Raw genomic sequence first — 26157 nt, 5'->3', positions numbered from 1 at the left:
TTAAAAAATTTTCGAAAGAAATTTTCGGGGGGTGGGTCTTTTTGTGCCAAAAACGTGCAAACCCATCATTAAACCACATTTTCGTATAAAAATTGTGCTCAAGGTCGTCAGATCTGTCGCCACCAGACGCTAGCGCACAAAAATTGTGCTCAAGGTCGTCAGATCTGCCGCGATCAGACGCTAGCTCATAAGGTAGAGCTTCTTTCAAAAAAACCTATTGTAATTTTGCTTAACTTTAAGTAAATTATCCATTTATCAGGTCGTGAAGTACACGCCGCATGCCCTGAAAATTCATTTCCGGAGCATGCGGCTATTTTTGCCATCGATAGAAAACAAAAAATGAGAAGGCAAGATTACACTTGCCCTCTCTTTTTTTTGCTTTTTCGTATAGGAAATTATGATTTTCGCAGTCTGTGGATAAGGTTTGCATAAAGTGGGGGATAAGAGGTTGCGCTTCATCACCCGAAGGTTGATTTTGTTTGACGCTCCAGAATAAGCGCGTTTTTCGCGCTTATTTGTTCTGTTTTAGGTTTTTGGTCTCAGGCTTCTAAAGCCCGGCGTTTCTTCCTTGAAATACCTTGTGCACGAAGTGTCTTGATCGATAAAAAAATGCCCGTAATCGTCAGGAAGATCATACTAATTGCCGCTATATCGACAAGCCATGTCACATTCGTACTGCCGATTTTCCCCTCATGAAGTCCCTTGATGAACCCCGTCAGGCTGTTAGCACCTTCCTGACCGGGACCGGGGCCGTTAAGAGCAGCTCTACTTCTCTGCATAGCTCCTGATGTTCCTTGATCGCCTGCGGCTGGAGAAATCATGGAATTGGAGGCTTGATTGGATGGAGCAGCACCATCACTATTTCCGGTCATACCCTGAGACATGGCCCCAGGAGGTCGCATTTCTGTTTCTGCCGAGCCTATCAGCCACTTCTCGGATAAGAGAAGCCCCGTAACCGATTGGAGCAAAATAAAAACCGAGCAAATCAGGCCAATCCATAAATGCAGTTGACGTGTTCTTTTCATGTGAACCCACCTTTTCCAAATTTGTTGGTATAGGTGTAAGTATAGAGGCTTATCCTGAAAAAAATCTGAGGCCTAGCTGAGGGATTGCTGAGTGTAATTAACGCAAAAACCTACTGATGCATGTTGCATACAGTAGGTTTTTCAATATGTTGGTTGGCAGTCTGTGTCAGCCACAGGCCTTCTTATTCAGCTGTTTTGGGTTGAACAACGACGGGAGTTGGAGCAGCAGTAGACTTCTCCGTAGGAGCCGTCTGCTTACCAATGAACAAGCTTAGCGGCAGCGCGGCTAGCACGATGAATGTAGCTAGCAAGTAAACATCATTCACACTCATTGTGAATGACTGCATCCCGATCACAACCTTATCCTTCAAACCGCTGCTGGCTAAATCCTTGGCATGGGTTGCTGTTTGAGTTGAAAGGACAGAAGTGAACAGGGCAATAGCAAAGGAACCGAACACGTTGCGTACCCAGTTGCTGATCGAAGTCGCATGACCAGACAACGTTCTCGGAATTTGCTCCATCCCCGCGTTGCTCGATGGCATAGTAGCGAAGGCGATCCCGAGGTTCCGCACGATCATCCAGAACACGATATAACCACGAGATACATCGACACTTAGCCAGCTAAGGGTTAATGTCCCGGTAGCGATTAAGGAAATACCGATGAAAATGAGAATACGCGGACCTACGATACTATATAGTTTGCCCACAATTGGCATGCTTAATGCCATCACAAGAGAGGCAGGAAGCAGGATTAAGCCGGTATCAAGCGGCGTAACGTGCTGAATATTTTGCAGGAATATAGGAGTCAAAAAAGTACCTGAGTACAAACTAATCGTAACAATACTAGAAATAATTAGTGTAAGTGTATAACGTGAATTAGATAATACGCGAATATTCAACAGCGGCGTTTCTACGCGCAGCTCTCTCCAGATGAAGAGAAGAAGAACGAGAATACCAGTCGCAAATAATCCAATCACTTTTCCTGACGTCCATCCCCAAGCATGACCTTGAGAGAAAGCGATGAGTAAGGAAAGACTGCTTACGATGACGGTTAATAAGCCAAGCAAATCAAACTTTTTCGGTACAGAAAGACGATAGTAAGGAATCAATTTAAATACGAGAAGAATCGCAATAATACCGACAGGCACGTTCATGAGGAACAACCAATGCCAGCTCCAATTTTGCAAAAGCCATCCGGCTAAGGTAGGTCCAATGGCAGGAGCCATCATGGCAGACAGGGACCAAAGGGAAATCGCAATCGGCTGTTTATCCCGTGGTATAACTTGGTACACAATGGTCATGGTCGCCGGCATGATGAGTCCGCTGAAGGCGCCTTGCGCAATACGGAAGGCAATGAGAGAAGGAGCGTCCCAAGCGACCGCGCATAAGAAGGAAAACAACGTAAAGCCCGAGAGTGCCGCGGCATACAGAAGTTTATAGCTGAACCGCTCACCCAAATAGCCTGTAATGGGGGCGATCGTACCGCTAGCGAGCATGAAGCCTGTAATCGTCCATTGAATTTTGCTTAAATCAGAATGAAAATGTTCACTTAAAATCGGTATTGCAATATTAATCGTACTCATACTCAGGATCGCAACGAACGACCCGAAGAAAATAGCAATCATGATCGGCCAAAAACGAACCTGCTGTAACTCATCTTTACTCAAAGCAATGCCTCCACTCTATCCATTGATCTTATCCGTAGTATTCTCTATAATTTGAATGAAAATTATCATACTACCAAATGAATGGATATGTCAATAATGACATAACGAAGGAGAGGCTATGAATACCCTTTCATATGGCTTACTAAGCCTTTTAACCAGAAATTCCCGAACAGGCTACGAATTAATGCAGAACATTCAGCCGTTTTGGCAAGCGAAGCATAGTCAAATCTACCCTCTCCTCGCCCAATTAGAACAGAAGGGGTACGTTGAATTTGTGCATGTTCCTCAGTCGGATAAACCGGATAAAAAGGTATATTCCTTAACAGATAATGGCAGGGAGGCACTTAAGAAATGGATTGCACAGCCTACAGATGAACCCGTCGTCAAGGATGAGTTGGCATTGAAAGTTTTCTGCATTGGCCTTGTAGATAAAGAACAAGCACGGAAGGTACTTCATGAGCGTGAAGTATATTACCAGAAGAAGAAAGAGCGGTTTGCACAATCTTTTGAACGAATTAAACAGGATAGTGCGAAACCGCTCGAGGAACTGGAGATCCATGATCCGCTATTCGGGCTCTATGTCCTGATCCAGAAAGCAACGCTGAAAGCAGATGCAGACTTGGTCTGGTGTGAATGGATGAAGTCTAAGCTGAAATAAAAGTAACGAGTTTAGATATATTTAAGGATTCATTTAGCAAGGTTTTAGACTAGTGAGTTAAGATAGCAGAAGGAGTGATGAACTTAAACGGAGGCTGCATATGAGTAAAAAGCTAGGAATTTTCTTTGTGATCATTATCATAGGCGTAGCAATTGCCGCGATATTTCCCTATATCACCTTGAATCCGGTCGATAGCCGAGTTAAGTTAAATGCGGCATTTTCCCTACACTATACGGTACTTGTTCTCCATATTGGATTCGCGTTCGTTGCGCTTTTTAGTGGTTTGTTTCAATTACATAGGCGCTTCCGGACTAACTATCCGGCATGGCATAGGGCTTTGGGCCGTGTGTATGTCGTCAGCGTGATGATTGGCGGTCTCTTGGGACTCGTTATGACCTTGTACATCGAAAGCTTTACGAAGGCCATGGCATTTCTTGTGCTGAGTCTAATTTGGTTATTTACAACATGGAAAGGCTTTCGCTACACTGTCCGAAGGCAATTTGACGAGCATCGTGTCTGGATGATTCGCAGCTACGCCGTTACACTCGTCGCCACAACAGCAAGATTGGTTGTCCCGATTTGTATTTTGCTGTATCTCGCTATGCAGGGGTTCCATCTTCCCGCGGGCGGCCGTGAGCAAATGGTCGCTGACATTTTAGAAATTAACATCTGGATCGGTTTGCTTGTTAATCTTATTGTTGTGGAATGGTTCCTGTTGAGGCCTCGGAAAGGTAAACGACCATTAAGATAACCCCCATTTTGAAGTTCGGCGTAGGCAGGTATTGTTAAGATATTTTTTCTAAAATAATACGAATAATATCTTCTGTTTGCAATTCATCCGTCCTAATATGATCCTCAAAAACAGGGTCCTTTAAGGCGGCCACACACTTGTCCACTTGCTGAAATTGCCATCCCCCCGGCTCATCGCCGCGTTTGGTTAAACGTCTATTCAGTGTATCCGCGGAAGCGCTAAGGCAGAAATGAAAGATATCCTTGTCTATTCCTTTGAATCCATCATAGATATAGTGGAAATTTTGACGTTTATAAATCGTCATCGGTACGATGAGATGCTTGTTGTACGTCGATTTCAATTCCGCGGCGGCTTTGACCGTGAGAACCTTCCACATCTCCAAATCTTGAAAATCATCCGTTCGCTCATGGACGAGCCGATCCTCAACAGGAACTAGCTTTCTAAGCATATAACCGATCTCTTCCGGGTCAAAAATCATGCTGTTTGGGACGAAAGGGAGCAGCCCATTGGCGGCTGACGTCTTTCCTGCTCCAAAAGCTCCATTAATCATGATGATCATGGTATTCCTCCTAATGGCTAGATCAACCGCCAACCTCTTGAATGACCGTTTGAATCTTTTGCAGCCGGATATACTCGGACTTTTCCAACTGAGGCCGGAAGTAGGCGTACAGATAGGCGGCGTCATGGAATTCCAGGCCAGGGTAGCAAACAACCTCTTGTACGACTTGAGGGTTATCCATAATAACCTGCCACTCGCCTTTGCGTTCTGGGTGCGATATGGCAGATAAGACATGCTTTTTCGCTGCTAAGGTAGCATTAAGTTCAGGCCAAATGCATTCCCACGAGGGGCTGAAGTTAACAGGCTCTGGGAACAGACGGCTTGCTTTGGCGATGGTCATCTCAATGCCTTCGATGTCAGCATCTCCGGCTCTTTTGATCTCCTCCGTCATGCCATCTAACAGTCGGCGGAATCCGGAGTATCCCTCGGAGAGGATTGCATTTTGAAACGCTATTTCTTCATCACTGGTGGAAAGCGTTTTGAAATCTGCATATGTAGAATTGGCCATAAAGATATGTACCCCCAAATCGTTCCTTTTCCCCAAAATGTATCACAAAAATATTTCCAATAAAAGCCCTTACATAATAAATTGCTCACTCTGGTTTAAATTCAGTTTATAAATGTCCCTTATGCTAATTTCATTCGAAAGAAATGGCAAAGGAGCGATTATCAATGAGTAGTGAACCAAAGAAAGTAACGTGGATTATAGTAGGACTAATGCTAGGGATGCTGCTGGGAGCCCTGGATCAGACGATCATTTCGACGGCGATGCCAACGGTTATTCGAGATCTAGGCGGGATAGCAATGTATAGCTGGGTGTTCTCCATCTACATGTTAACCTCGACAACGAGTATGCCCATCTTTGGGAAATTAGCAGATCTGTATGGCAGGAAGCGTATTTACCTCGTAGGGATTGGGATTTTCGTAATAGGCTCTGCGCTTTGCGGGCTGGCGACGAACATGACGGAGCTAATCATCTACCGCGGACTGCAGGGTATTGGCGCTGGTGCATTAATGCCAATTGCCATGACGATTATTGGCGATATTATGCCCGTAGAGAAACGTGGAAAAATGCAAGGTTTGTTCGGCGGAGTCATGGCTTTATCTAGCATTATTGGGCCAGCGATCGGCGGTTTTATCGTGGAACATTTGAACTGGAGCTGGATTTTCTATGTGAATCTTCCGTTTGGTATTGCAGCGATGGTGATTATCGGTTCAGCACTTAAAGAAAGCCGTACCAACGAGAAACGTTCCATAGATTGGTTAGGTGCACTCACATTAAGCGGAGCTATTGTTTCGGGTTTGCTCGGTCTGGTCCTAGGGGGCGATCCGGAGTCAGCGGGAAGCCTGCATTATGCGTGGGGTTCTCCGCAAATTATCGGTCTTTTCTCAGCGTGTGCCATACTTCTGGGGCTGTTCCTCTGGGTTGAAACCAAAGCCAAAGAGCCAATGATCCCCCTGCATTTGTTCAAAAATAAAGTCATTTCCGTCACCAGCATGATTGCTGTTTTGATGAGTGTAGGCATGTTCGGGGCAATTACTTACATTCCTTTATTCGTCCAAGGCGTCATCGGTGTTAGCCCGTCGATTGCTGGTTATATCTTGACACCTCTTATGTTATCCGTTGTGGCATCAGCCATTATTGGCGGAAGGATGTCGAGCAAAGTTTCCTATCGGACCTTAATAGGTACGGGGATGATTCTCATAGGTATTGGTTTCACCTTCATGTCGACCATGGATGCAGGTACTTCGAAACTTCTCATCATCCTCTATATGATCGTGGCAGGGCTCGGGATGGGGCTCATTATGCCAACGCTAAACATTGCGGTGCAAGGGGAAGTTGGGGCAACTAGTCGCGGTATCGTAACATCGCTCGTTCAGTTTTTCCGTTCCATCGGGGCAACGGTGGGTGTGAGCATCATGGGGGTCATGATGACGAATCGAATGGCAGAAGGCCTTGCCGGTATGGGCGAAAAGTTCCGCCAAATCCCTGCAGAGCAGCTGGGAAAGTTTGCGAATCCACAGGTGCTTTTGGATACGAATGCGCGAGCGAAGCTGCCTGCCGACATTTTGGCAGAGCTGCAGCAGGTGTTTGTTCATGGCTTGAGCGGCATATTCTTGGCAGGGAGTCTCATTGTTTTTGCTGGAGTTATCATCACTTTCTTCTTAGGAAAGGCAAGGATGCTGCCGCAAGAGACAAAGCCCATCGATAACGATGTGCGTCCGAATAAAGACTCAGTGCTTCAGCAATCTGAATTCGTCTAAATTAGTTTGCTGTTGTATGCTAGAAGGAATAAAGAATGGATCAAGATTTAATAAAAAGAAACAAGACTTAAGAAGTGAGGCTACAATATGGCACCCATTATGATCGTAGATGATGATCCTTATATACGCGAGTTGGTCCGCGTCTTCATGCTGAAAGAAGGCTTCGATGTCATCGAAGCCTCTGACGGCGCTGATGCGCTCAAACAACTCGAAACCGTCCAAGTCGACATGGTGATCATGGATATCATGATGCCGAATATGGACGGGTGGGAGCTGTGCAAAGAGCTGAGGGAGCATTACGATATTCCTCTGCTCATGCTCACCGCCAAAGGCGAAACCTCGCAAAAGGTCAAAGGCTTCGAGCTGGGCACTGACGACTACCTCGTCAAGCCATTCGAGCCTATGGAGCTGGCGATGCGAGTGAAGGCGCTGCTGAAGCGTTACAAAATTGCTTCATCCCAAACAGTTCAGGTCGGCGACCTGAGCATGAACCGCAAAACCTACGAAATAACCGTAGGCTCCGAAAGCGTCACCTTACCGCTCAAAGAATTTGAGCTGCTCTACAAGTTGGCGAGCTACCCAGGCAAAACCTTCTCGCGTGACCAGTTGATCGAGCAGATTTGGGGCTTCGATTACGAAGGCAACGAACGTACCGTAGATGTGCATATTAATCGGCTCCGCGAGCGGTTTCCCGAGGAGCGGCATGCTTTTCGAATCGTGACCATTCGCGGGTTAGGTTATCGGATGGAGGTGCTGCGAACATGAGAATCAAGAAACGAAAGAGGTTAGTGGAGAGTAAATTGACAAAAGCTCAGCGGGTACGTGGCTTTTTGTTTTCTGTAAGCATTTTTTTGCTTATTATTCTTTATTGGTTGGGAGCCTTTTACGGAACAGAATGGCTATATACGTCTATCAACAAGCGCCCTCCCGTGGTCTTTGTCCAATTGATCAATTCGCTTGGCGGCATGTTTCTTTGGGGATTAACCATGGCCTTCATTGGCAGATTTTTTCGCAGTAAGCAAATGCTCTTCTTTAAAACGATGATCCAGGCGATTCAAAGTATGTCTAGAGGAGATTTCAACGTATCCGTTGATAATAATCCACATGGTGGTCCTTTCGTGGAGCTGGTGGATTCGATCAATAACATGGCCGTTGAATTAGGGCAGTTAGAGAAAATGCGGCAGGAATTCATCTCCAACGTATCCCACGAAATTCAGTCGCCACTGACCTCAATTAGCGGCTTCTCTCGCGCTCTACAAAATGAACAGATTACATCTGCAGAACGTAAACATTATCTAGAAATCATTGAAGCTGAGAGTACACGGCTATCCAAGCTTAGCGATAACTTACTGAAGCTATCATCGTTAGAATCGCAGCAACACCCATTTGAGCCGAAAAGTTACCGGCTGGATAGGCAAATTCGCAATCATATTCTGGCCTGTGAACCGCAGTGGGTGGATAAAGACATAGAGATGGATGTTGAACTGGAAGAGATTACACTAGTTGCTGACGAAGACCTGCTGAGCCAGGTATGGACCAATCTGATTCATAACGCAATCAAGTTCACACCTAATGGCGGAACGATCGGCGTTCATCTCACAAGCAGCAATGAAGATGTAATTATCCGAATTTCGAATAATGGGGCGGGCATTTCGGAGGAGGATCAAGCGCATATTTTTGAACGTTTTTATAAAGCGGATAAATCCAGGAATCGAACGTCTGGCGGCAATGGACTTGGCCTGTCTATCGTGAAGAAAATTACCGAAATGCATCAGGGAACTATTTCCGTCGTCAGTGCGCCGGAAGAGAAGACCACATTTACGGTTCGACTCCCGCTGCCAAAGTAGGAGTGAACGCAAATAGAGACCCCCGCTTATCTATGATAACCGGAGGTCCCTAAGGATTAATAATGGTATTCAATTGTACCTACACAACTCCAATCAATCAACTAACGTTGCAAATTACGACTTTACTTATGAACGGATCCTTTCCTCGAATAAACGCTATTCACATTTACCGTGTTGGATTCCCACATGCCCCATGAACGTAGACCGTTCCCGCACCTTTTCTTCCGTCGTTTTGAAGTAAAAGTGGGCATGTTTCGCTAACGTGGTCCATTGGACTATCCCCTTCCTTAGTTGAGAATATCCTGGCTCCTATCAGGGTGCCGTACCGTCTGTGCGGCTTGTCCTTCAAGTGGGCCTGTTATTACTATAGCCTATTATTAAAATATTGTAAATATTCAGATTATTCGATAAATTCCTATTTTTACCGACAAATTTAGGTTATTCGTTGAATTCCTTCCGTATACTTTGTTTTTTAGGCGAAATCCTGAATTCTTGTTTATGGGCGCTAAGTTAACCGGAAAACCCGGGGTGGGACTGACTTTGTGAGGGTTGATGTCACGAGGGAACTGCTCCTGGAAAGAGTGAGGTGATGCTGGGTTAATGCTGATTTCTATTGCTTGCAGGAACTGTTCAACATAATCAGTATTCCTCTTGAGTGGGAGGTATCAACAACTACCTTCCATTAGTGCGCGACACTTTAATGGATTGCTCGAACAGCATTTGATGTATAACATGCAGTTAATTTCGCTTCAGTTAGGCTTTGCGATTCAATTTGCTGCATTTCCTGCATCAAATTTCACTGAAACAGCCCTTTTGGACCAATTTGGGGGAAATTACCTGCACATTTTGCAGTAAATCCCTCCAAACAATCGTTCAACGCGTAATTTTGATGCACAAAATGCATGTAGTCTGATTTTCCGCGCTCTGCCAAATTGTCTGCCAAAATCTATTACTCCAACCGCAATACGATCCAACTAACTTCATTCTAATTAGTCGGTGCTCTAATGTGAATTCTTCATTTCGCAAGCATGTATTTCATCGTTAAAGTCGGGCTGCTGCATGCACTTATTTCCGAGTTGCTTGCAGCTGGCTGAGGAGCTTTTTTGGAGCCGTTCGGGCATAGCCTTCCATCATCAGGTCTTCGATTTCCGTCCAAGGAACCTTGTCTGTATCTAGAATCGATACCCAACCATGCTGTCCAATGTAGGGCGTTTTGTGGTAGGGGGTATCCTCTTGCTGAAGGAGGAACTCTTGTGTTGTCAGGTTTGTTTTGATAGCTGTAGATGGTTGTCCGTCCGTCTCGCCCATCATCACGAAGGGTTTATCTTTCACACGGAAGGTGATGTGACCAAAGCCATCCACTTTTTCTTCAACTTCCGGCAGTTCCATGCAGAAAGATCTAACTTTGGCGACCAATTCTAAGCCCTTTACGCTCACAAACTGATGTGTCATATGAAGCACTCCTTATGAATTTTAAAATAGAGGACGAGAGAATTCCTTGAACCTTGTGCCTTGATATATTAGTGTTCCCTGGTCTCCCTCTGCGATATAACCAAACTTCTCCCGTCCTACCCATAACTCGAGCCTGCTTCGGTCTTCAAATTCAAAGGTGGCATAGTAGCTCGTACTTGCACTTGAATCTCCAGAACCACCGCTTACATGCATTCTTTTGGCTACGACCTTACAGTTTCGGCTTTGGATGGGGGAGGCATTATTGGATGACCATGTCAGAAGTGATTTAATAATCAAAATGATAAAAGTGCCAATGACGAGAACGAATACACTCGTAAAGATAATTAGAAAAAGATTTCCGCCGCTTCCATTAGGGAAAGGCCCCATGTTAAACCCAGATGACATGTCTTTCACTCCTTAGTGTAAACATATTCCCGATTTTCTAGAGAAATCGTTTAACGAATCGGTAACCCGTTTCATGAAAGCCTAATGATTCCTTGGCGGCCCGTGACTCGTCGTTCTTCTCTGATCCGGTGATCCACCACATACCGGAGCAGGCGTGCTTACTGGTTAACTGCTCGGCATAGCTTTTTAATTTATCTGCGGCCGCTTGGCGGCAATTCGTTTCATCAACAGAAATGACGGAGATTTCACTGAATTTCAAAATCATATCGGCACCACGGCGAATGCGAAAGCCTAATGTACCGAGAATTTCATTCTTCTCCTCATAAACATAGAGGGATTCATCCGGGTTCTCACGCATAAAATGCAGCCTATTTTCAATGTGCAATGGTGAAATAGCCTTGCCGGTACGCTCGGAAACAAAGCTGCTAATTTGTTTGGTATCTTGGGATGTAGCCTCACGAATGGTGTACGTCATAGTCGTCCTTCTTTCTATAATCCAATGATTCTGCTAATTATACCATATATTGGAACATGGGTTCTATATTTGCTTGAAGATTTCCTTTTTCAATCTCACTTCATCTACGATTTGCGAAGGAAAATAGCAATCTAGAAATACAAAAAAAGCAGTTGAGCAGGAAATACATTCTGCTCAACCACTTGGCTAAAACTTACTTAAAATGCTTAAAAATTATACGATTACGCTTGAGCGTGGATCGAATTCAATGTTGTGCGATCGCTCGCTTGCACGAGTTTGATCAGCAGTTCCTTCGCGGCGGCGTAATCATCCACGTGAAGAATGGACGCGGATGTATGAATGTAGCGCGCGCAGACGCCGATGACGGCAGAGGGAATGCCGCTGCCTTGCACGTGGACCTGTCCGGCGTCTGTCCCGCCTGCCGAGATGAAGTACTGATACGGAATCTTATGCGTCTCCGCCGTATCAAGAATGAACTCGACCATCCCACGGTGGGTGATCATCGTGGGATCAAAGATACGCAGCAGCGCACCGCGCCCTAGCTGCCCAAAGGCATTGCGGTCGCCGGTCATATCCCCGGCGGCGCTGGCATCCAGCGCGTAGAACAAGTCCGGCTGGATGAGATTCGCAGCCGTGCGTCCGCCGCGCACGCCAACCTCTTCCTGTACGGTTGCACCGGCGTACAGGATATTCGGGAGCTTCGGCCCGCCGTGAAGCTCCTTCAAGAGCTCAATCGCCAGGCCGACGCCGTAGCGATTGTCCCAAGCCTTGGCCATAATCCGCTTCGGATTGGCCAGGGGTGTGAACGGGCAGATGGGAACAATCTGCTGCCCGAGACGAACGCCGATGCGCTGCGCATCGGCTTTATCTTCAGCGCCGATGTCCACGTACATCGTCTTGATGTCTGCAGGCTTGCTGCGTGCCGCTTCGTCCAGCAAGTGCACGGGCACCGAGCCGATCACACCGATGATCGGCCCTTGATCCGTCATGATCTGCACGCGTTGCGCGGGCAGTACTTGGCTGAACCAGCCGCCGAGCGGCTGGAACTTGATTGTGCCATGCTCCGTGATGCCGCTCACAAGGAAGCCGACCTCGTCGAAATGGCCGGCCACCATGATCTTAGGGCCTGTTTCGTCGCCGCGCAGAATACCGAACAAGCTGCCGAGTCCATCCTGAACGAACTCGTCTGTATATTTCTCCAATTCACCGCGAACAAACTTGCGGATTTCTCGTTCAAAACCGGGCGCTGCTTGCATTTCAGTCAGCGTCCGAAAAAGCTCTAACGTTTCAGTATTCATGTGGGGTTCCTCACTTTATCGTAATAGGCTTATGTACAAATATGAGATCTATTTTACCATAATGGAGAAAAAAATGGATTGAAGGCAATTCCCCCTCTTTACAAAACTAATGATATTAGTTATTATACTAATATAAATAGTAAACAGGAGGCGTTTTTATGAAAATGACACGTATCGGTTCTTTGTATCAACTGGCTTTTATGCCGAGATTTTTTCCGGTAAATTGTTATTTGATGGAGGAAGAGAATGAATTAACGCTTATTGATGCAGCGCTGCCGTTCAGTGTCAAAGGCATTCTTCAAGCGGCAGAACAGATAGGGAAGCCGATCACTCGCATCGTCCTTACACATGCACATGGAGATCATATTGGGGCACTTGACGGTTTGAAAAAGGCGCTGCCAAATGTTAAAGTCTATATCTCAAGAAGAGATGCCAAGCTGCTGGCGGGCAGCAAAGAATTAGAAGTTGGCGAACCGAATTCGACGATTAAGGGAGATGTTCCTAAGTCTGTGCAGACGAAGCCGGACGTACTGCTGGAAGATGGCGACCGTGTAGGATCGCTGCAAGCTGTATCAGCTCCTGGGCATACGCCAGGGATGATGGCTTTCCTAGATGTGCGTAGTCGGGCATTGATTGCTGGGGATGCTTTTCAAGTTCGCGGCGGTGCAGCGGTCTCGGGTGTGATAAAATTCTGGTTTCCGTTCCCGGCGATGGCGACGTGGAATAAAGAAGTGTCGCTCAAGAGCGCACGCAAGCTGAGAAAGCTAGAGCCGAGCCTTCTGGCCGTCGGACACGGACGGATGATTGAGCAGCCGATTCCAACCATGGATCGCATTTTAGAAGAAGCATCCAAAAAGTTTCATACAGATGCAGCGACAATTTAGAGACAGAGAAGAGGAACTTTCATGGCCTACAGACAGGGGTTAGACGCAGAAACTGTGCTCCAAGCAGCAATTGAATTGGCAGATTTACAAGGTGTCGAGCAGCTGACACTAGCCGCATTAGCCACTAAATTAAACATAAAAACACCGTCACTATACAATCATATCAAAGGCTTGCCTGATCTCAGAAAGCAGCTTTCGCGGCGCGGTCTCGTACTCATTAAAGAAGCAATGGTCGAGGCGGTTATTGGCAAAGCCGAAGATGACGCGCTGCTGGCAGCAGGCTTCGCTTACGTCATGTTCGCTAGGAAACAACCGGGATTGTACGATGCGATCTCCTCATTGCCTGACTACGAGGATCCTGAGTTACAAGAGGCAGGCAGCCAAGTTGTCCTCTTCATACTGCGTATTTTAGCTCCTTATGGACTTAGTGAAGAAGATGCGCTGCACGTGGTACGCGGATTTCGGAGCATGGTGCATGGCTTTGCCTCACTCGAGCATAGAAACGGCTTCCGAATGGAGCTAGAAAGAGACGAGAGCTTGCGGCGTTTACTTCAAACTTATTTAAGAGGATTACGAGTAGCGGTGAAATGAACCTAGACATGCATCAATTCGGGCTGCTTTAATTTGCATCTAGCAGTTGGGCATCCCCACATGTTGGGTACCCGCCAATTGAAAATCCCCGAGTACTCGATAGTCCAAGTTATATTTTGTGTAACAATACATCTACCTCAACCTGTTGTAGCCTGCTCCAAATTAGGTTTCGTGCAAGCTTCCACCTGCAGGCCTGAATCCACATAGCCCATATCAATCGCACGCCATAAATATAACGAGGCTAAGCTGCGATAAGGCGCCCAGTTCGGTGCGATTTCGCCTAAGTAGTTACCATCCTTGCGATCGGCAAGGGAATGCAGCCATTTGGCCGCACGCTGGAGGCCGGCATCGCCAATCGACATGACATCGGTTCTGCCTAATGTGAAAATCAGGAACATTTCCGCCGTCCAGGCACCGATGCCTTTGACACTTGTGAGCTGTTTGAGCAGCTCTGCGTTGTCCAAATCTTGAAGACGGTTGAGTGTCACTTCGCCGGATATCACCTTAGTGCTGAGATCCCGGATGTAGCGGATTTTGGGATAGGAGACCCCGCATTGCCTGATGGCCTCCTCTTCTACAGCGAGCACAAGCTCAGGTGTGACGTCCGGTATAATGAGCTTTACTCTGGCTTTAATTGTTGCGGCCGCTTTTGCAGAGAGTTGTTGGGAAATAATCGACATCACGAGCGACTCAAAGGGTTTGTGGCTAGGTGTGAGTGTAAGATCACCTATCAGTTCAATGAGACTAGCTAGCTTGCTATCTGCTTGGGATAGGGTCTTTATTGCTGAGTGCTCTTTATTCAACAGAATTGTAGATACCTCAGGTTGGATAGATTGGCTTGACTCCTCGAACTCCGCAGTTTCCATGGCGAAAAACCCCTTTAGGTTCAGTATTTCCATCATAATGGTTAACAGGCAGTTAGGCCTAGTGAAATTTGTGAAATAATTTCATTCGTGATAGTCAAGTTTATCCCAATTGTACGCACTTTTAGTATAATCGAAGTATATTTTAGCCGTGCGTAAGGCATTGTCGACCTAGCTAGCTGGATGATCATTGTCATTGACATGACGTACTCGCATCAGTACAATGAAGGTAAGTTAATAACATGTGACGGAGAACAGGAGACTCACTTGGATTGCCCATTGAATATCATTGGCAATACTTGGTGAGTTTTTTTGCGTAGATAAGAAGTATAAGTTTTATAGATACAGATGTTCATTTTCAAGAAACGGGGGCGAGGTTATGTCTTTGCAAGAGCAGCGTATCTTACCGGCCATTCGCAAAATGAGAGAGCTAGAGAAGCTTTTTAAATCAAACTATACGTATATTGTTCTGTTGGACAGTCATATTGGGCAGTTGAAAAGCATTGTGGATCTGGGCAAAGCAAACGGAAAGAAGCTGCTGCTGCACGCTGACTTAATTGAAGGGCTCAAGAACGACGATTATGCGGCGGAATTTCTGTGTCAGAATATTCGTCCTGCCGGTATTATTTCGACGCGGGGGAATGTGATTACGAAGACGAAACAGAATGGCTTGATCGCCATTCAGCGGCTTTTTCTCCTAGACAGCAGTGCCTTGGATAAAAGCTACACGCTTTTGGAGAGGACAAAGCCTGATTTCATTGAGGTGCTTCCCGGTATTATTCCGCACATTATCAAGGAAGTGAAGGAGCGTTCGGGCATTCCGATTTTTGCAGGAGGGCTCATTCGTACAGTAGAGGACGTGGAGCTTGCGCTAGGAGCTGGAGCAACGGCAGTCACTTCGTCAAATACAGAGCTGTGGCAGCACTATCATCAACGATCCTGAACATTTGGAGGCAAAGCAATGGCGATTACGGGGACAAAACTTTCTTATATTCTTTCCCTCGATCAGGGAACAACCAGCTCTAGAGCTATTTTATTTAATCAAAAAGGAAGTATTGTGCATACAGCCCAGAAGGAATTTAAGCAGTATTTTCCAAAGCCGGGTTGGGTGGAGCATGATGCGAACGAAATTTGGCTGTCGATTCAGGGCGTCATTGCGGCGGTTTTATCGGAGTCTGGGGTGCAGCCTGAAGAGATCGCAGGAATTGGCATCACGAACCAACGGGAAACCGCGGTTGTCTGGGATCGGCATACAGGGATGCCTGTGTATCATGCGATTGTGTGGCAGTCGCGGCAGACGGCAGATATTTGTGAAGCGCTGAAAGAGCAGGGGCTTAGCGACCTGTTTCGGAAGCGTACGGGCCTGTTGATTGATGCGTATTTTTCGGGGACCAAAATCAAATGGATTCTCGATCACGTTGACGGTGCCAGAGAGAAAGCGGAACGTGGGGATTTGCTTTTTGGCACGATGGATACGTGGCTGATCTGGAAGCTAACGGGCGGGAAAGCGCATGTGACGGACTATTCAAACGCTTCGCGTACACTCATTTATAACATTCACGAGCTGAAGTGGGATAAAGAGCTGCTCGGGCATTTGGACATTCCAGCTTCCATGCTGCCGGAGGTCCGCTCCTCTTCTGAGGTGTATGGTTATACGCAGGAAAGCCTCTTATTCGGTTCGGCGATTCCAATTGCAGGTGCGGCAGGGGATCAGCAGGCGGCTCTGTTCGGGCAAGCTTGTTTTGAAAAAGGGATGGCCAAAAACACGTATGGCACAGGCTGTTTTATGCTGATGAATACGGGCAATCACGCGATTCCGTCGCGCAGCGGACTTTTGACTACCATTGCTTGGGGATTGAACGGGAAAGTGGAGTATGCGCTGGAAGGCAGTATTTTCGTGGCGGGATCGGCGATTCAGTGGCTGCGGGACGGTCTGCGGATGATTAAATCGGCGAAGGATAGTGAAGAATACGCGAAGCGAGTCGCTTCGACGGATGGAGTGTATGTGGTACCGGCATTTGTCGGACTAGGTACGCCTTATTGGGACAGCGACGTTCGAGGCGCGGTATTCGGGCTTACTCGGGGGACGTCGAAGGAGCATTTCATTCGGGCAACGCTCGAATCACTCGCTTATCAGACGAAGGATGTGCTGCAAGCGATGGAGGACGATTCCGGCATTCAGCTCACGAAGCTGCGAGTGGATGGTGGTGCTGTAAAGAACGACTTCCTGATGCAGTTCCAAAGCGACATGCTGGGTGTCACGGTGGAACGTCCGTTGATTAGTGAGACGACAGCGCTTGGCGCGGCTTTTCTGGCGGGTTTGGCTGTTGGTTTTTGGAAAGATCAAGCAGAGATCGCGGCGCAGTGGCAGGTGGATGAGGCTTTTGAACGAGAAATGGAAGCTGAGCTTCAAGAGAATCTGTATGCCGGTTGGAAAAAAGCTGTAAATGCCGCAATGGCTTTTAAATAAGCGTGAGCAATGGTATACTAATAACAAGTTAATATTCGGTTGGAGACTAGGAGAAGCCACAGCGGCCTATACGTGTAAACGTATTAGGTATGTTGTGGTTTTTATTTTATATCCGCAAGGGAGAGAATGAGATGACGAAGGAACATAAGCAAACCAATGGAATAGGGCAACAGGAGTTTAATGCGTTGAAAAGAACAGAAATGCTGCAAGCCATGTCGGAGCAAAAGCTTGATCTTATCGTAATTGGCGGGGGGATTACAGGAGCGGGCATTGCGCTCGATGCACAAAGCAGAGGGCTTCGCACCGCGTTGATTGATATGCAGGATTTCGCCGCTGGGACGTCAAGCCGTTCGACTAAGCTGGTTCATGGCGGGCTGCGCTATCTCAAACAGCTGGAGGTGAAGGTTGTTGCTGAGGTCGGTAAAGAGCGTGCGATTGTGTATGAAAATGGGCCGCATGTGACGACGCCGGAATGGATGCTGCTGCCTTTCTATAAAGGGGGCACGTTCGGGAAGCTGTCTACCTCGCTGGGGCTGCGGGTTTATGATTTCTTGGCAGGTGTCAAAAGATCGGAGCGCCGCAAGATGTTCCGCCCAGAGGAAACCCTCACTCATGAGCCTCTTTTGAAGAAGAAGGATCTCAAAGGCGGCGGCTACTATGTGGAATACCGAACAGATGATGCGCGTTTAACCATTGAGGTCATGAAAAAGGCTGTCGAGCTTGGTGCTTTGGCCGTGAATTACGCTAAGGTGGAAGAGCTGCTGGTGGAGAATGGCAAGCTGGTTGGTGTGCGTGTGGTAGACCAGATGGCTGGTGGTGGGGTGTCTGGCGAGACATCTGGAACAACGTCTGGAACAACGTCTGGAACAACGTCTGAGAAGAAATCATACTCGCTGTACGCAAGTAAGATTGTTAATGCGGCTGGGCCTTGGGTCGATACGCTGCGCGAGATGGATCGCTCCAAGCATGGCAAGACGTTGCACCTGACCAAAGGGGTGCATCTGGTGTTCGATCAGAGCAAGTTCCCGCTGCGGCAGGCGATTTATTTTGATACGCCGGACGGGCGGATGGTGTTTGCCATCCCGCGGGACGGCAAAACCTACATCGGGACGACGGACACGAATTACAAAGGGGATATCGCGAATCCCCGTATTACGGAAGCGGATCGCGCCTATGTGCTGCGCGCCGCGAATGAGATGTTTCCGTCCCTCGGGTTGACGGAGGCTGACGTCGAATCGAGCTGGACCGGGCTGCGCCCTCTGATCCATCAAGAGGGCAAAGATCCTTCTGAGATTTCGCGGCGCGATGAAATCTTCGTGTCGGATTCCGGCCTCATTTCGATGGCCGGGGGCAAGCTGACCGGCTACCGCAAAATGGCTGAGTCGGTCGTGGACAAGATCGCCTCCATGCTGCTGGCGGAGGGCAAGGTCTCGGCGGCGCTGCCGGCGAGCCGCACCCGGACGCTGCCGATCTCCGGCGGCGATGTGGGCGGCTCCGCGAAGCTGGCGCCGTTCTTGCGGGGCAAGGTCAGCCAAGGCCTGCGGCTGGGGCTGACCGAGGCAGAGGCAGCGCTGCTCGCGCGCAGGTACGGCTCCAACGTGGATGCCGTATTCGAGCTGCTGGAGCAGCACCGGGCAGAGGCGGCGCAACGGGGCATGCCCGCCGCTGTGCTCGCTGCGCTCGTGTACGCAATCGAGCGCGAGATGGTCGTGAAGCCAGCGGATTTCTTCATCCGCCGCACAGGCGCCCTCTTCTTCGACATCGCGTGGGCAAAGCAGTGGAAGGCGCTTGCGATCGCCTTCATGGCTGAGCGCTTCGGCTGGGACGAAGCACAAACGGCGGCCTACACCGCTGAGCTGGAGCAGCTGCTCCATGAAGCGGTGAACCCGCTGGAGGCGTAAAGCTCCAGCGGCTCTAGATGTTTCAGCGTTCCTGCCGTTCCTGCTATAGCAGTCCCGACTGTCCTAACCGTTCCTACTATATGCGCCGCGGCTACATTTCCCGCCAGTAATTATTGCTGCTGCACGAGTCAGTCCATGCCCACTATAGATATGGATGAGTATTGTTGCACTTTGTATAATAATTTGGAGCAATTCTGGCCGAATTAGGTGCATTATTGCAAAAAATACAACAATTTGGCCGTATCTCGGAGGAAACGCGTGTTTTCAGCTGAAACTGTTGTACGAAATACAACTTTGTAGGCCAAGGTAGGGGAAAGGGCGTTTATTGTAATGAATGCTAATGAAAGCAACTTTGTAGGCCATGGCAGGGAAGATGTGGAAGTATTGCTGCACGAAATAAAACTTTAGTAACCTGAGGTAGTTTCAGCCGAGGATGTACTGTTATACTGAATAAAACTGCACGATGGTTAGCCAGTGAATGCCACCAAACATACATTAGTTTTTGCTTAAGCATCCACAAGCCGAAATCCCTCATGTGTCAACTTAGTGATTTCCACTTAAAAATAAGCAACCAAGAACCTCCATGTGCTATTATGCCTATGGAGGTTCTTTTTTTAGTAGATAAGACTTCCATGCCGCGTTGCGGCACCACTGATGAATGAAAATTTTTAATTTTCAGGGCAGAAAGTATAAGTTTTATTACACTTCGCGTCATCAGTCTTGACAAACGCACTCGTCTCAGAAGGACGACGGAGTCGTTTATCCTTGAAATATAAGATTTTATATGTTCATACAATAAGCCGGCTATATTTTTTGACAAACGCACTCGTCCTAGTAGGACGGCGTAGCCGTTTATTTTAGTTAATTCGAAATTTATCCTAATCTCCAACTAAATGTTAAGCGAGTAGGTGTGCATACTTATGGGAATAACAGAACTTTTGTCCTACCTAACGGAAGAAAATTTGGCGATGATCTTGGACAAGTATCGTTCGCTTGGCCCACTGCCCGGTCTTCTTCTGCCTTTTATGAAATCGTTCATTCCGCCGCTTCCTACACTTGTCATTATTAGTGTAAATGCGGCTGTATATGGGCTATGGCTCGGCTTTCTTTACTCTTGGATAGGTATTGTTTGCGGATGTTTGGTGACTTTTGCGATTGTCAAAAAAGTAGCCGGCCATCCTTATCTAGAGCGCTGGGCACAAAAGCCCAAGGTCCAAAAAAGTCTCCTCTGGGCGCGTCGTCAGGCCTTCAACTATGTGTTTATACTCAGTCTTTTTCCGATAGGACCTTTTGTTGTGATTAATATGGCTGCCGGGCTGGTCGGCATGAGGTTTCGTTCTTTTTTGGTTGCGGTTGCGGCGGGAAAAGCCGTCATGGTGCTGTCCGTAAGCTTCATTGGACACGATCCTAAGCGATTCATTGAGAATCCGTATGAGTTGATCTATGTGGCCATATTTATTGCAGTATCCCTTGTGATTAGCAAAAAAATCGAGAAGCGTTTTATGTAGATTAAATGTACGTGTTGTATCTGTATCTGTATCTGTGTACGTATCATCTGCATCTCGGTTTATATTTTAGTAGTTTAAGCAGTTTTAAAAAGAAAGCATCACAAGAAATTTAGCCGCCGCAACAGACGCGGTCATATCTCGACGGGTCGTAATTCCGATGCTGCGGGCAGGAATGGCTTTGGCAGGCTTCAGCTCATGCAGTGTCCCTTCAGCCAATTCTTTAACGACATAAGACCGAGGGACGAAGGCAACGCCGAAGCCGAGTTTTGCAAATTCGATAAGCAGATCAATGCTGCCGAGCTCAATATCCGCTTCAATAGCGACATCTTGGGCAGCAAACCATTGCTCAATAAAGCGCCTAGTACTGCTTCCGGGAGATAGGAGCAGTAAGGGGAATTGGCTGATATCCTGCGCGGAAAGCGGGTGGCCAGCTTGATCGCGGTAGGCTTCACCACCCACGAAGCAGTCTTGGAGGGTCATAATCGTGTGGACATCGAGATGAGGATCATCGGCAGTTGGCAAATGAATAAGCCCGAAATCGATGCTGCCCTCTTTGACTCGAGCTGTAATCTCGGATGTTTTACCGTGAGAAAGCCGGATGCGGACATCAGGATATTGTTTATGATAGGTATCCAAATAAGGGAATAAGAAGTGCTTGAATAACGAATCACTCGCTCCGACACGAAGCTCGCCTCCTGTGAGGTGCTTGAGTGCGGACATTTTTTTCTCCCCAGCCTCCAAAAGCGCAAAAGATTGCTCCACATAAAGCAGTAATTGCTTCCCCTCTGTTGTTAGCTCCACACCCTTGGATTGCCGATGAAAAAGCTTCATGGATAAAGCTTGTTCCATTTGTTTAATCGCATAGCTGACGGATGGTTGGGTAATGTAAAGCTCCCCGGCTGCTTTGGTTAAATTGCCCGCTTTGGCGGCGTGCAGGAAGATTCGGTACCATTCTAAATGGATCATGATATAGAGCTCCTTTATGGGAAGGTGCTTATTTGGTGATTTCATCTATGTCTGTTTCTCCCATTATAATTGGCTTACAGGATATGCACAATCGGAGAGGGTGGATCAGATGCAGGAAACAACGATGCACGAGCCGGATCGGAGAGCTAGATCTCCATGGTCACAACATATGGAAGGGCAGGAGGTACGGCTGTCGCCGCTTCATGGAGCGGTAGATGCGACTATTTCGATACCGGGCAGCAAAAGCTTCACCAATCGCGCACTGCTTATTGCTGCACTAGCGAAGGGGACTACACGTTTGCAGGGGGTTTTACAAAGTGATGATTCCTATTGGTGCATGAAAGCGCTCGGAGAGCTGGGAATTGAAATTGAGATGGATGGAGATACGGTTACGATCACAGGAAATGAAGGGCACTGGTCAGTCACGAAAGCGGACTTGTACGTGGGAGCTGCTGGTACGGTTGCACGTTTTTTACCGGGGGCGCTTGCCGTGAGTCATGGGGAGTGGACACTTGATGGCAGTAAGCGTATGGCAGAGAGACCTCTTGCGCCTTTATTGGATGCACTATCCAGTTTGGGGGCGGATATTCGATATAAGGGCAAACCCGGATGTGTACCGCTGACGCTGCATGCGGACGGTCTAAACGGGGGTGAAGTAACGGTTTCCGGTGCGGTTTCCAGTCAGTTTATTAGTGGATTGCTGCTCGCAGCTCCATATGCCAAAGAAACTCTTATCATTCGGATCGCAGATCAAATTGTGCAGCGTGACTACGTCGAGATGACATTGGATATGATGTGGGCATTCGGTGTGAGGCCGGAGGTTCATGAGGATGGGCAAGCGATTACGATTCGGCCGAGTGTTTATGAGGCACGTACATTCATGCTGGAACCTGATGTATCCACTTGCGGTTACTTCTGGGCACTCGCTGCCCTGACGAATGGACGTGTACGTATTGAGGGTATTTCCGCACAGACACGGCAACCGGATATAGAGCTATTGTCTGTTTTGGAGAAAATGGGCTGTTCGGTGACGCATGGAGAACATTACATTGAAGTTCAGGGTACAAACCGTCTTAAAGGCGGCTTCACAGTAAGTATGCAGCGTTGGTCGGACCAGACGCTTACGATAGCTGCGCTGGCCCCCTTCGCGGATGGTCCTATTACACTGACGGATGCTGCGCACATCAGGCATCACGAGTGCGACCGCATTGCGGCGATGTGTGAGGAGCTTGGGAAGCTTGGCATTCAGGTGAAGGAGTATGCGGACGGGCTAACTGTGTACCCAGGGAAGCCACAACCCGCGCTGCTCGACCCCCACGACGACCATCGAATGGCGATGGCGCTTTCACTGATCGGCGCAAGGGCGGATGGCATCAGGATTGCGGATCCGGGTTGTGTTTCGAAAACTTGCCCAGACTTTTTTGAACGTTGGCGAAAGCTGGGTGTCGGGGTGGAAGTTATTTAAGCAGGATCATTCCATACATGAATATTCAGCTTCGGATACAAAAGGGCTAAATCCTCGGCTTGTTTCTCAAGTGTGTTTAGTTCAAATGAATTGCTAAAAATATCTTGATCCGGCAGGAAGGTAACACTCGTTCCAGTTTCCTTGGTAACACCTACGGCTTGGAGCTCGCTTTGCGGAATCCCATGCTTATAGTGCTGTTGGAACACTCGGCCGTCACGCCTGATTTCAACGGAAAGCTTAAGTGATAGCGCGTTGACAACGGGCATGCCGATACCTTTTTCGCTGCCGGGTGCTAGAAAAGTAGCACTTGCACTGAGGCGGCTCATGTCTGTAAGAACAGTTTGAACACGTGGGTGTTCACTGCCAGGAAGCGCTTGAACGGGGATGCCGCGTCCATTGTCTGCGACTGTGATGCTGCCATCCGCATGCAAAAAGAGGCTAATCTCGCTGCAAGTGCCATGAAGATGCTCCAAAATGCAATTCTCAACAACAGCCCACAGCAGCAAGTGTGGATCATAAACGTCTTGTGCTCCGCCCAAGTAAGCATGCACATTCGTTCTTGCCTCTGTCATAGCTAAATAATTACTTGTATCCATTAGATCTGAAGCCGCCGCCAGCAGCAATAAAAGTGGAAGTGCACGCGGACCTGGAATTGTATACTTGCCGCCTCTTTCTTCTTGAACAAGAAGATCCGCTCCTACTAATGCCTTGATATGATGATAGAGCTGGCCCGTTGTCCCCATGTTCAGGCGTTCCACCAGGTCCGGTCCGGTAAGTGGTTCTTGTAAGACGGCTCTTAAAATATCCAGTCGCTGCTTATGAGCAAGGGCTCCCAAGATTTTGGCTGCTTTATCGCCGTCCAATTGGATTAACTGACTGACGTGCTTTTCTTGTGGTTCCCACCGGTAACTAGCCAGATCTCCCCGGTATTGCCCGGAGTAAAAGATACTCCCGAGACCAGCTGTTGCTGAATTCTTTTTCTCAGTAAACATTTTAATATTCTCATCTTGGTTAGGAATCAATTGTCTGATAAGCTGCTGAAGATCATTCATCTGTGCCTGCAATGCATCTAGCTCAGTGCCATAATCCCGTGTTGTGGTCAAAAGGATCACCTCATCTAAATTATTATTTTACGTAAATACGTAATTAAATAATAACATAAATCGTGGTAATCGCATAGCCGTAAATTCTAAATTTAGGGATAAAATAATGCGGAAATAAACGGAAACCGTGAATGAAGCTTCGGGAATGCCGCTGCGTTAAGAGAAATTTCAAACGAACTGCGAGTACAGATCCAACGCTATCTCATTTAAAAGCCAAAAGACGAACAGACGCTATCGGGACAGCGTTTGCTCGTCTTTTTCATTGTCGTCTAAATCGGTGTATATACGTATTTGATCTTGATCATCTATGGTAGCTAATTCAACATCCTTCATATCGAGATGTGCGGCTTGAATCTGAGCTTCCAGCCATGCGTGGTCTTTGCCTAGCTGAGCAAGCAATTTATCGTCGCTGGAACCTTCAACAATGATTGGCTTCACGAGAGAGAACGACGATGTTGGTATGTTCATATCTTTAGCGGTGACAGGTTGATACGGAGGCTCAAGGAACACGGAAATGATTCCTCCCGGCTCCCACAGCGCAAGTGCGACGTTGGCTATGTCCTCAATCTGCTGTTTGCGCAGCTCTGAGAATAGGTGATCTATCGAAATTTTGGCTTTGCGCAAACTTTTCATTTGAATCTGTCCATTTTTAATTAACCTGAGAGGCGGCGGGTCTAAATAATGCTTAAGGAAATTCCATTTTAGACTTAGCCAGGAGGTTGTCGTATATAGGACTACGAGGACTATCGTGGTGATCATGGAGCCGACTAAACCTGAATGCTCATCCGAGAGCGGATGGGCAATAATATTTCCTAGAATGAGAGCAATAATGAAATCCAGAAAACGCAATTGGGAGATAGAGCGCTGCCCCATAGCTTTGGCCGTGATTAATAAGAAGAAATAGGCTGCAACAGCGCGCAAAATCCATTGGATCGTGGTTAAAGATTCTTGGCTGCGAAAAAAGTCCAATTCACGTCACACTCCGAAAATGAGGTAAATGCCCGAATAATGTTTCCTCATCTTCCAATTTTTATCCATGGTGGAAGATGGGAGTAAAGGGATTCTAGGGCGGCCAACTCCTACTAATTTGTTGCAGTTAATCCTACTTGGCGTTCGCTCCAAGTCCAAAACTGACGAGCTAACTCTTCGTCTTGGGCTCTGGCTGAGACAGGCGCGATCTTCCGCCTGTAGTAGTACTCGCCGCTGACCGCCCGTACGTCCGGGCTCGTGGCCAAATACACCGCCGTCTCGGCTCCTTGCGCCGGCGTCAAGAAGAACGGCCGCAGCACCCTATGCACGGCCTTGCCGAATCCGGTGTCACGATCGACACCGAGATTCGTGCCCACGGCCCCGGGGTGCAGCGAGTTGGCCGTGGCGGAAGTACCAGCGAGCCGCTTCGCAAGCTCGCGGGTAAACAGGATATTCGCCAGCTTCGACTGGGCGTATCCGCTCCAGACCCGATACCCTCGCGTGAGGTGAGGGTTCGTTAGATCAATGCGCCCGATTTTATGGGCGCCGGAGGAGACGTTCACGATCCGCCCCTGCGGGGAGCGGATGATGGCGTCCAGCAGCAGATTGGTCAGCAGGAAATGGCCGAGATGGTTGATGCCCATCATCGCCTCGAAGCCGTCTGCTGTAGTCTGCCGCTTCATGGTGACGACGCCCGCGTTGTTTACAAGCACATCCAGCACAATGTGCTTGGCGTGGAACTCCGCGGCCAAAGAGCGGATGCTCGCAAGGGAGCCGAGGTCGCACAGCATAAGCTCGATTCGCTCCGAGCCGCTCTGCTTCCGTGCCTCGATCAGTGCCTGCTCGCCTCTTTGGCGGCTGTGGCACAGCATGATGACGGTGGCGCCTTGGCTGGCTAGCGCCACGGTGGTGGCCAGGCCCATTCCTGAGTTAGCGCCCGTTACGATGACGGTTTGATTTTGCATAGGTTCGCCTCCTTTGGTTGGTATAGCTTATAGCGTCAAGCCTCGTGTGTCTGGTGGGTTATCATCAAAT

General features: G+C 48.0%; 26 protein-coding genes. 12 read left to right on the top strand and 14 right to left on the bottom strand.

All coding sequences use genetic code 11. The features are described 5' to 3' along the window. The 3 genes from ASG93_RS36275 to ASG93_RS10130 all read right to left on the bottom strand — a co-directional run. A partial coding sequence (locus ASG93_RS36275; protein ID WP_235550804.1) for a hypothetical protein occupies nt 1-208 on the bottom strand: 208 nt, incomplete at its 3' end. A 331-nt stretch (nt 209-539) separates the two neighbouring features. Continuing rightward, on the bottom strand, nt 540-1025 hold the full coding sequence (locus ASG93_RS10135) for a PepSY-associated TM helix domain-containing protein (protein WP_056831444.1): 486 nt from the start codon (nt 1023-1025) through the stop codon (nt 540-542). Nucleotides 1026-1207: 182 nt separating this feature from the next. Further along, nucleotides 1208-2692, bottom strand: coding sequence for a DHA2 family efflux MFS transporter permease subunit (locus tag ASG93_RS10130; protein WP_235550803.1), 1485 nt, complete (start codon nt 2690-2692; stop codon nt 1208-1210). A 118-nt stretch (nt 2693-2810) separates the two neighbouring features. On the opposite strand from ASG93_RS10130, the gene ASG93_RS10125 reads away from it, so the two are divergent. Continuing rightward, a complete protein-coding gene (locus ASG93_RS10125; protein ID WP_056831443.1) occupies nt 2811-3350 on the top strand; it encodes a PadR family transcriptional regulator in 540 nt (179 codons plus the stop codon). Nucleotides 3351-3450: 100 nt separating this feature from the next. Next, on the top strand, nt 3451-4101 hold the full coding sequence (locus ASG93_RS10120; protein ID WP_056831439.1) for a DUF2306 domain-containing protein: 651 nt from the start codon (nt 3451-3453) through the stop codon (nt 4099-4101). Between the two features lie 34 nt (nt 4102-4135). Here ASG93_RS10120 and ASG93_RS10115 read toward each other — a convergent pair whose 3' ends face one another. Then, the gene (locus ASG93_RS10115) at nt 4136-4660 is read right to left on the bottom strand and encodes an AAA family ATPase (RefSeq protein ID WP_056831437.1); all 525 of its coding nucleotides are present in this window, start codon (nt 4658-4660) and stop codon (nt 4136-4138) included. 22 nt (nt 4661-4682) lie between these two features. Further along, nucleotides 4683-5168 (bottom strand): hypothetical protein, encoded by a 486-nt coding sequence (locus ASG93_RS10110; protein WP_056831434.1) that lies wholly within the window; start codon nt 5166-5168, stop codon nt 4683-4685. A 164-nt stretch (nt 5169-5332) separates the two neighbouring features. On the opposite strand from ASG93_RS10110, the gene ASG93_RS10105 reads away from it, so the two are divergent. The 3 genes from ASG93_RS10105 (at nt 5333) to ASG93_RS10095 (ending at nt 8772) form a co-directional block, all read left to right on the top strand. After that, entirely contained in the window at nt 5333-6925 is a 1593-nt protein-coding gene (locus ASG93_RS10105; protein WP_056831433.1) for an MDR family MFS transporter, read from the top strand. Between the two features lie 87 nt (nt 6926-7012). Further along, nucleotides 7013-7690 carry a response regulator transcription factor gene (locus ASG93_RS10100; RefSeq protein WP_056831431.1) on the top strand — a complete coding sequence of 226 codons (678 nt, stop codon included), beginning with the start codon at nt 7013-7015 and terminating at the stop codon, nt 7688-7690. Nucleotides 7691-7692: 2 nt separating this feature from the next. Further along, nucleotides 7693-8772 (top strand): sensor histidine kinase, encoded by a 1080-nt coding sequence (locus tag ASG93_RS10095; protein ID WP_235550807.1) that lies wholly within the window; start codon nt 7693-7695, stop codon nt 8770-8772. A gap of 1065 nt (nt 8773-9837) precedes the next feature. On the opposite strand, the gene ASG93_RS10090 is transcribed toward ASG93_RS10095, so the two are convergent. The 4 genes from ASG93_RS10090 to ASG93_RS10075 all read right to left on the bottom strand — a co-directional run bounded on the left by ASG93_RS10090 (nt 9838) and on the right by ASG93_RS10075 (nt 12402). Beyond that, nucleotides 9838-10224, bottom strand: coding sequence for an MmcQ/YjbR family DNA-binding protein (locus tag ASG93_RS10090; protein WP_056831427.1), 387 nt, complete (start codon nt 10222-10224; stop codon nt 9838-9840). A gap of 21 nt (nt 10225-10245) precedes the next feature. Beyond that, nucleotides 10246-10629: a DUF2500 domain-containing protein gene (locus ASG93_RS10085; RefSeq protein WP_235550802.1), complete on the bottom strand. Its 384-nt coding sequence runs from the start codon at nt 10627-10629 to the stop codon at nt 10246-10248. A 37-nt stretch (nt 10630-10666) separates the two neighbouring features. Continuing rightward, a complete protein-coding gene (locus ASG93_RS10080; RefSeq protein ID WP_056831426.1) occupies nt 10667-11104 on the bottom strand; it encodes a GNAT family N-acetyltransferase in 438 nt (145 codons plus the stop codon). 221 nt (nt 11105-11325) lie between these two features. Next, on the bottom strand, nt 11326-12402 hold the full coding sequence (locus ASG93_RS10075; protein ID WP_056831424.1) for a M42 family metallopeptidase: 1077 nt from the start codon (nt 12400-12402) through the stop codon (nt 11326-11328). 158 nt (nt 12403-12560) lie between these two features. On the opposite strand from ASG93_RS10075, the gene ASG93_RS10070 reads away from it, so the two are divergent. Then, nucleotides 12561-13286, top strand: coding sequence for an MBL fold metallo-hydrolase (locus ASG93_RS10070; RefSeq protein WP_056831422.1), 726 nt, complete (start codon nt 12561-12563; stop codon nt 13284-13286). A gap of 21 nt (nt 13287-13307) precedes the next feature. Next, nucleotides 13308-13877: a TetR/AcrR family transcriptional regulator gene (locus ASG93_RS10065; protein ID WP_056831421.1), complete on the top strand. Its 570-nt coding sequence runs from the start codon at nt 13308-13310 to the stop codon at nt 13875-13877. A 137-nt stretch (nt 13878-14014) separates the two neighbouring features. On the opposite strand, the gene ASG93_RS10060 is transcribed toward ASG93_RS10065, so the two are convergent. Beyond that, the gene (locus ASG93_RS10060) at nt 14015-14743 is read right to left on the bottom strand and encodes a DNA-3-methyladenine glycosylase family protein (RefSeq protein WP_082614825.1); all 729 of its coding nucleotides are present in this window, start codon (nt 14741-14743) and stop codon (nt 14015-14017) included. Nucleotides 14744-15119: 376 nt separating this feature from the next. Here ASG93_RS10060 and ASG93_RS10055 point away from each other — a divergent pair, with 376 nt between their 5' ends. The 4 genes from ASG93_RS10055 to ASG93_RS10040 all read left to right on the top strand — a co-directional run bounded on the left by ASG93_RS10055 (nt 15120) and on the right by ASG93_RS10040 (nt 20619). Next, nucleotides 15120-15683 (top strand): glycerol-3-phosphate responsive antiterminator, encoded by a 564-nt coding sequence (locus tag ASG93_RS10055; protein ID WP_056831419.1) that lies wholly within the window; start codon nt 15120-15122, stop codon nt 15681-15683. 18 nt (nt 15684-15701) lie between these two features. Beyond that, nucleotides 15702-17210, top strand: a complete 1509-nt coding sequence (gene glpK, locus ASG93_RS10050; RefSeq protein WP_056831417.1) for a glycerol kinase GlpK — start codon at nt 15702-15704, stop codon at nt 17208-17210. 131 nt (nt 17211-17341) lie between these two features. Further along, entirely contained in the window at nt 17342-19111 is a 1770-nt protein-coding gene (locus tag ASG93_RS10045; protein ID WP_056831397.1) for a glycerol-3-phosphate dehydrogenase/oxidase, read from the top strand. Between the two features lie 920 nt (nt 19112-20031). Further along, on the top strand, nt 20032-20619 hold the full coding sequence (locus ASG93_RS10040) for a TVP38/TMEM64 family protein (RefSeq protein WP_056831394.1): 588 nt from the start codon (nt 20032-20034) through the stop codon (nt 20617-20619). 84 nt (nt 20620-20703) lie between these two features. Here ASG93_RS10040 and ASG93_RS10035 read toward each other — a convergent pair whose 3' ends face one another. Next, nucleotides 20704-21585 carry a LysR family transcriptional regulator gene (locus ASG93_RS10035; RefSeq protein ID WP_056831392.1) on the bottom strand — a complete coding sequence of 294 codons (882 nt, stop codon included), beginning with the start codon at nt 21583-21585 and terminating at the stop codon, nt 20704-20706. Between the two features lie 109 nt (nt 21586-21694). On the opposite strand from ASG93_RS10035, the gene aroA reads away from it, so the two are divergent. Beyond that, the gene (gene aroA / locus ASG93_RS10030; protein ID WP_235550801.1) at nt 21695-23050 is read left to right on the top strand and encodes a 3-phosphoshikimate 1-carboxyvinyltransferase; all 1356 of its coding nucleotides are present in this window, start codon (nt 21695-21697) and stop codon (nt 23048-23050) included. Here the strand turns inward: aroA and ASG93_RS10025 are convergent. The 3 genes from ASG93_RS10025 to ASG93_RS10015 all read right to left on the bottom strand — a co-directional run bounded on the left by ASG93_RS10025 (nt 23047) and on the right by ASG93_RS10015 (nt 26087). Beyond that, the gene (locus ASG93_RS10025; RefSeq protein WP_235550800.1) at nt 23047-24153 is read right to left on the bottom strand and encodes an ATP-binding protein; all 1107 of its coding nucleotides are present in this window, start codon (nt 24151-24153) and stop codon (nt 23047-23049) included. The genes aroA and ASG93_RS10025 overlap by 4 nt on opposite strands. A gap of 231 nt (nt 24154-24384) precedes the next feature. Continuing rightward, the gene (locus ASG93_RS10020) at nt 24385-25122 is read right to left on the bottom strand and encodes a DUF421 domain-containing protein (RefSeq protein ID WP_056831390.1); all 738 of its coding nucleotides are present in this window, start codon (nt 25120-25122) and stop codon (nt 24385-24387) included. 113 nt (nt 25123-25235) lie between these two features. Continuing rightward, a complete protein-coding gene (locus ASG93_RS10015; protein ID WP_056831388.1) occupies nt 25236-26087 on the bottom strand; it encodes an SDR family oxidoreductase in 852 nt (283 codons plus the stop codon). Nucleotides 26088-26157 lie beyond the last annotated feature (70 nt).

The organism is Paenibacillus sp. Soil787, from assembly GCF_001429545.1.
In the GTDB taxonomy this organism is placed as follows: domain Bacteria; phylum Bacillota; class Bacilli; order Paenibacillales; family NBRC-103111; genus Paenibacillus_E.
Note: the sequence above shows the minus strand (reverse complement) of the source record. Positions and strands in the feature narration are given on the sequence as shown.

What these genes read in the sequence shown, in the direction of transcription:
- ASG93_RS10075 (WP_056831424.1), bottom strand. Translation starts at nt 12,402, where the DNA reads ATGAATACTGAAACGTTAGAGCTTTTTCGGACGCTGACTGAAATGCAA.
- ASG93_RS10135 (WP_056831444.1), bottom strand. Translation starts at nt 1,025, where the DNA reads ATGAAAAGAACACGTCAACTGCATTTATGGATTGGCCTGATTTGCTCG.
- ASG93_RS10060 (WP_082614825.1), bottom strand. Translation starts at nt 14,743, where the DNA reads ATGGAAACTGCGGAGTTCGAGGAGTCAAGCCAATCTATCCAACCTGAG.
- ASG93_RS10110 (WP_056831434.1), bottom strand. Translation starts at nt 5,168, where the DNA reads ATGGCCAATTCTACATATGCAGATTTCAAAACGCTTTCCACCAGTGAT.
- ASG93_RS10015 (WP_056831388.1), bottom strand. Translation starts at nt 26,087, where the DNA reads ATGCAAAATCAAACCGTCATCGTAACGGGCGCTAACTCAGGAATGGGC.
- ASG93_RS10065 (WP_056831421.1), top strand. Translation starts at nt 13,308, where the DNA reads ATGGCCTACAGACAGGGGTTAGACGCAGAAACTGTGCTCCAAGCAGCA.
- ASG93_RS10085 (WP_235550802.1), bottom strand. Translation starts at nt 10,629, where the DNA reads ATGTCATCTGGGTTTAACATGGGGCCTTTCCCTAATGGAAGCGGCGGA.
- ASG93_RS10090 (WP_056831427.1), bottom strand. Translation starts at nt 10,224, where the DNA reads ATGACACATCAGTTTGTGAGCGTAAAGGGCTTAGAATTGGTCGCCAAA.
- ASG93_RS10105 (WP_056831433.1), top strand. Translation starts at nt 5,333, where the DNA reads ATGAGTAGTGAACCAAAGAAAGTAACGTGGATTATAGTAGGACTAATG.
- glpK (WP_056831417.1), top strand. Translation starts at nt 15,702, where the DNA reads ATGGCGATTACGGGGACAAAACTTTCTTATATTCTTTCCCTCGATCAG.
- ASG93_RS10045 (WP_056831397.1), top strand. Translation starts at nt 17,342, where the DNA reads ATGACGAAGGAACATAAGCAAACCAATGGAATAGGGCAACAGGAGTTT.
- ASG93_RS10035 (WP_056831392.1), bottom strand. Translation starts at nt 21,585, where the DNA reads ATGATCCATTTAGAATGGTACCGAATCTTCCTGCACGCCGCCAAAGCG.
- ASG93_RS10040 (WP_056831394.1), top strand. Translation starts at nt 20,032, where the DNA reads ATGGGAATAACAGAACTTTTGTCCTACCTAACGGAAGAAAATTTGGCG.
- ASG93_RS10125 (WP_056831443.1), top strand. Translation starts at nt 2,811, where the DNA reads ATGAATACCCTTTCATATGGCTTACTAAGCCTTTTAACCAGAAATTCC.
- ASG93_RS10100 (WP_056831431.1), top strand. Translation starts at nt 7,013, where the DNA reads ATGGCACCCATTATGATCGTAGATGATGATCCTTATATACGCGAGTTG.
- ASG93_RS10120 (WP_056831439.1), top strand. Translation starts at nt 3,451, where the DNA reads ATGAGTAAAAAGCTAGGAATTTTCTTTGTGATCATTATCATAGGCGTA.
- ASG93_RS10115 (WP_056831437.1), bottom strand. Translation starts at nt 4,660, where the DNA reads ATGATCATCATGATTAATGGAGCTTTTGGAGCAGGAAAGACGTCAGCC.
- ASG93_RS10070 (WP_056831422.1), top strand. Translation starts at nt 12,561, where the DNA reads ATGAAAATGACACGTATCGGTTCTTTGTATCAACTGGCTTTTATGCCG.
- ASG93_RS10055 (WP_056831419.1), top strand. Translation starts at nt 15,120, where the DNA reads ATGTCTTTGCAAGAGCAGCGTATCTTACCGGCCATTCGCAAAATGAGA.
- ASG93_RS10080 (WP_056831426.1), bottom strand. Translation starts at nt 11,104, where the DNA reads ATGACGTACACCATTCGTGAGGCTACATCCCAAGATACCAAACAAATT.
- aroA (WP_235550801.1), top strand. Translation starts at nt 21,695, where the DNA reads ATGCAGGAAACAACGATGCACGAGCCGGATCGGAGAGCTAGATCTCCA.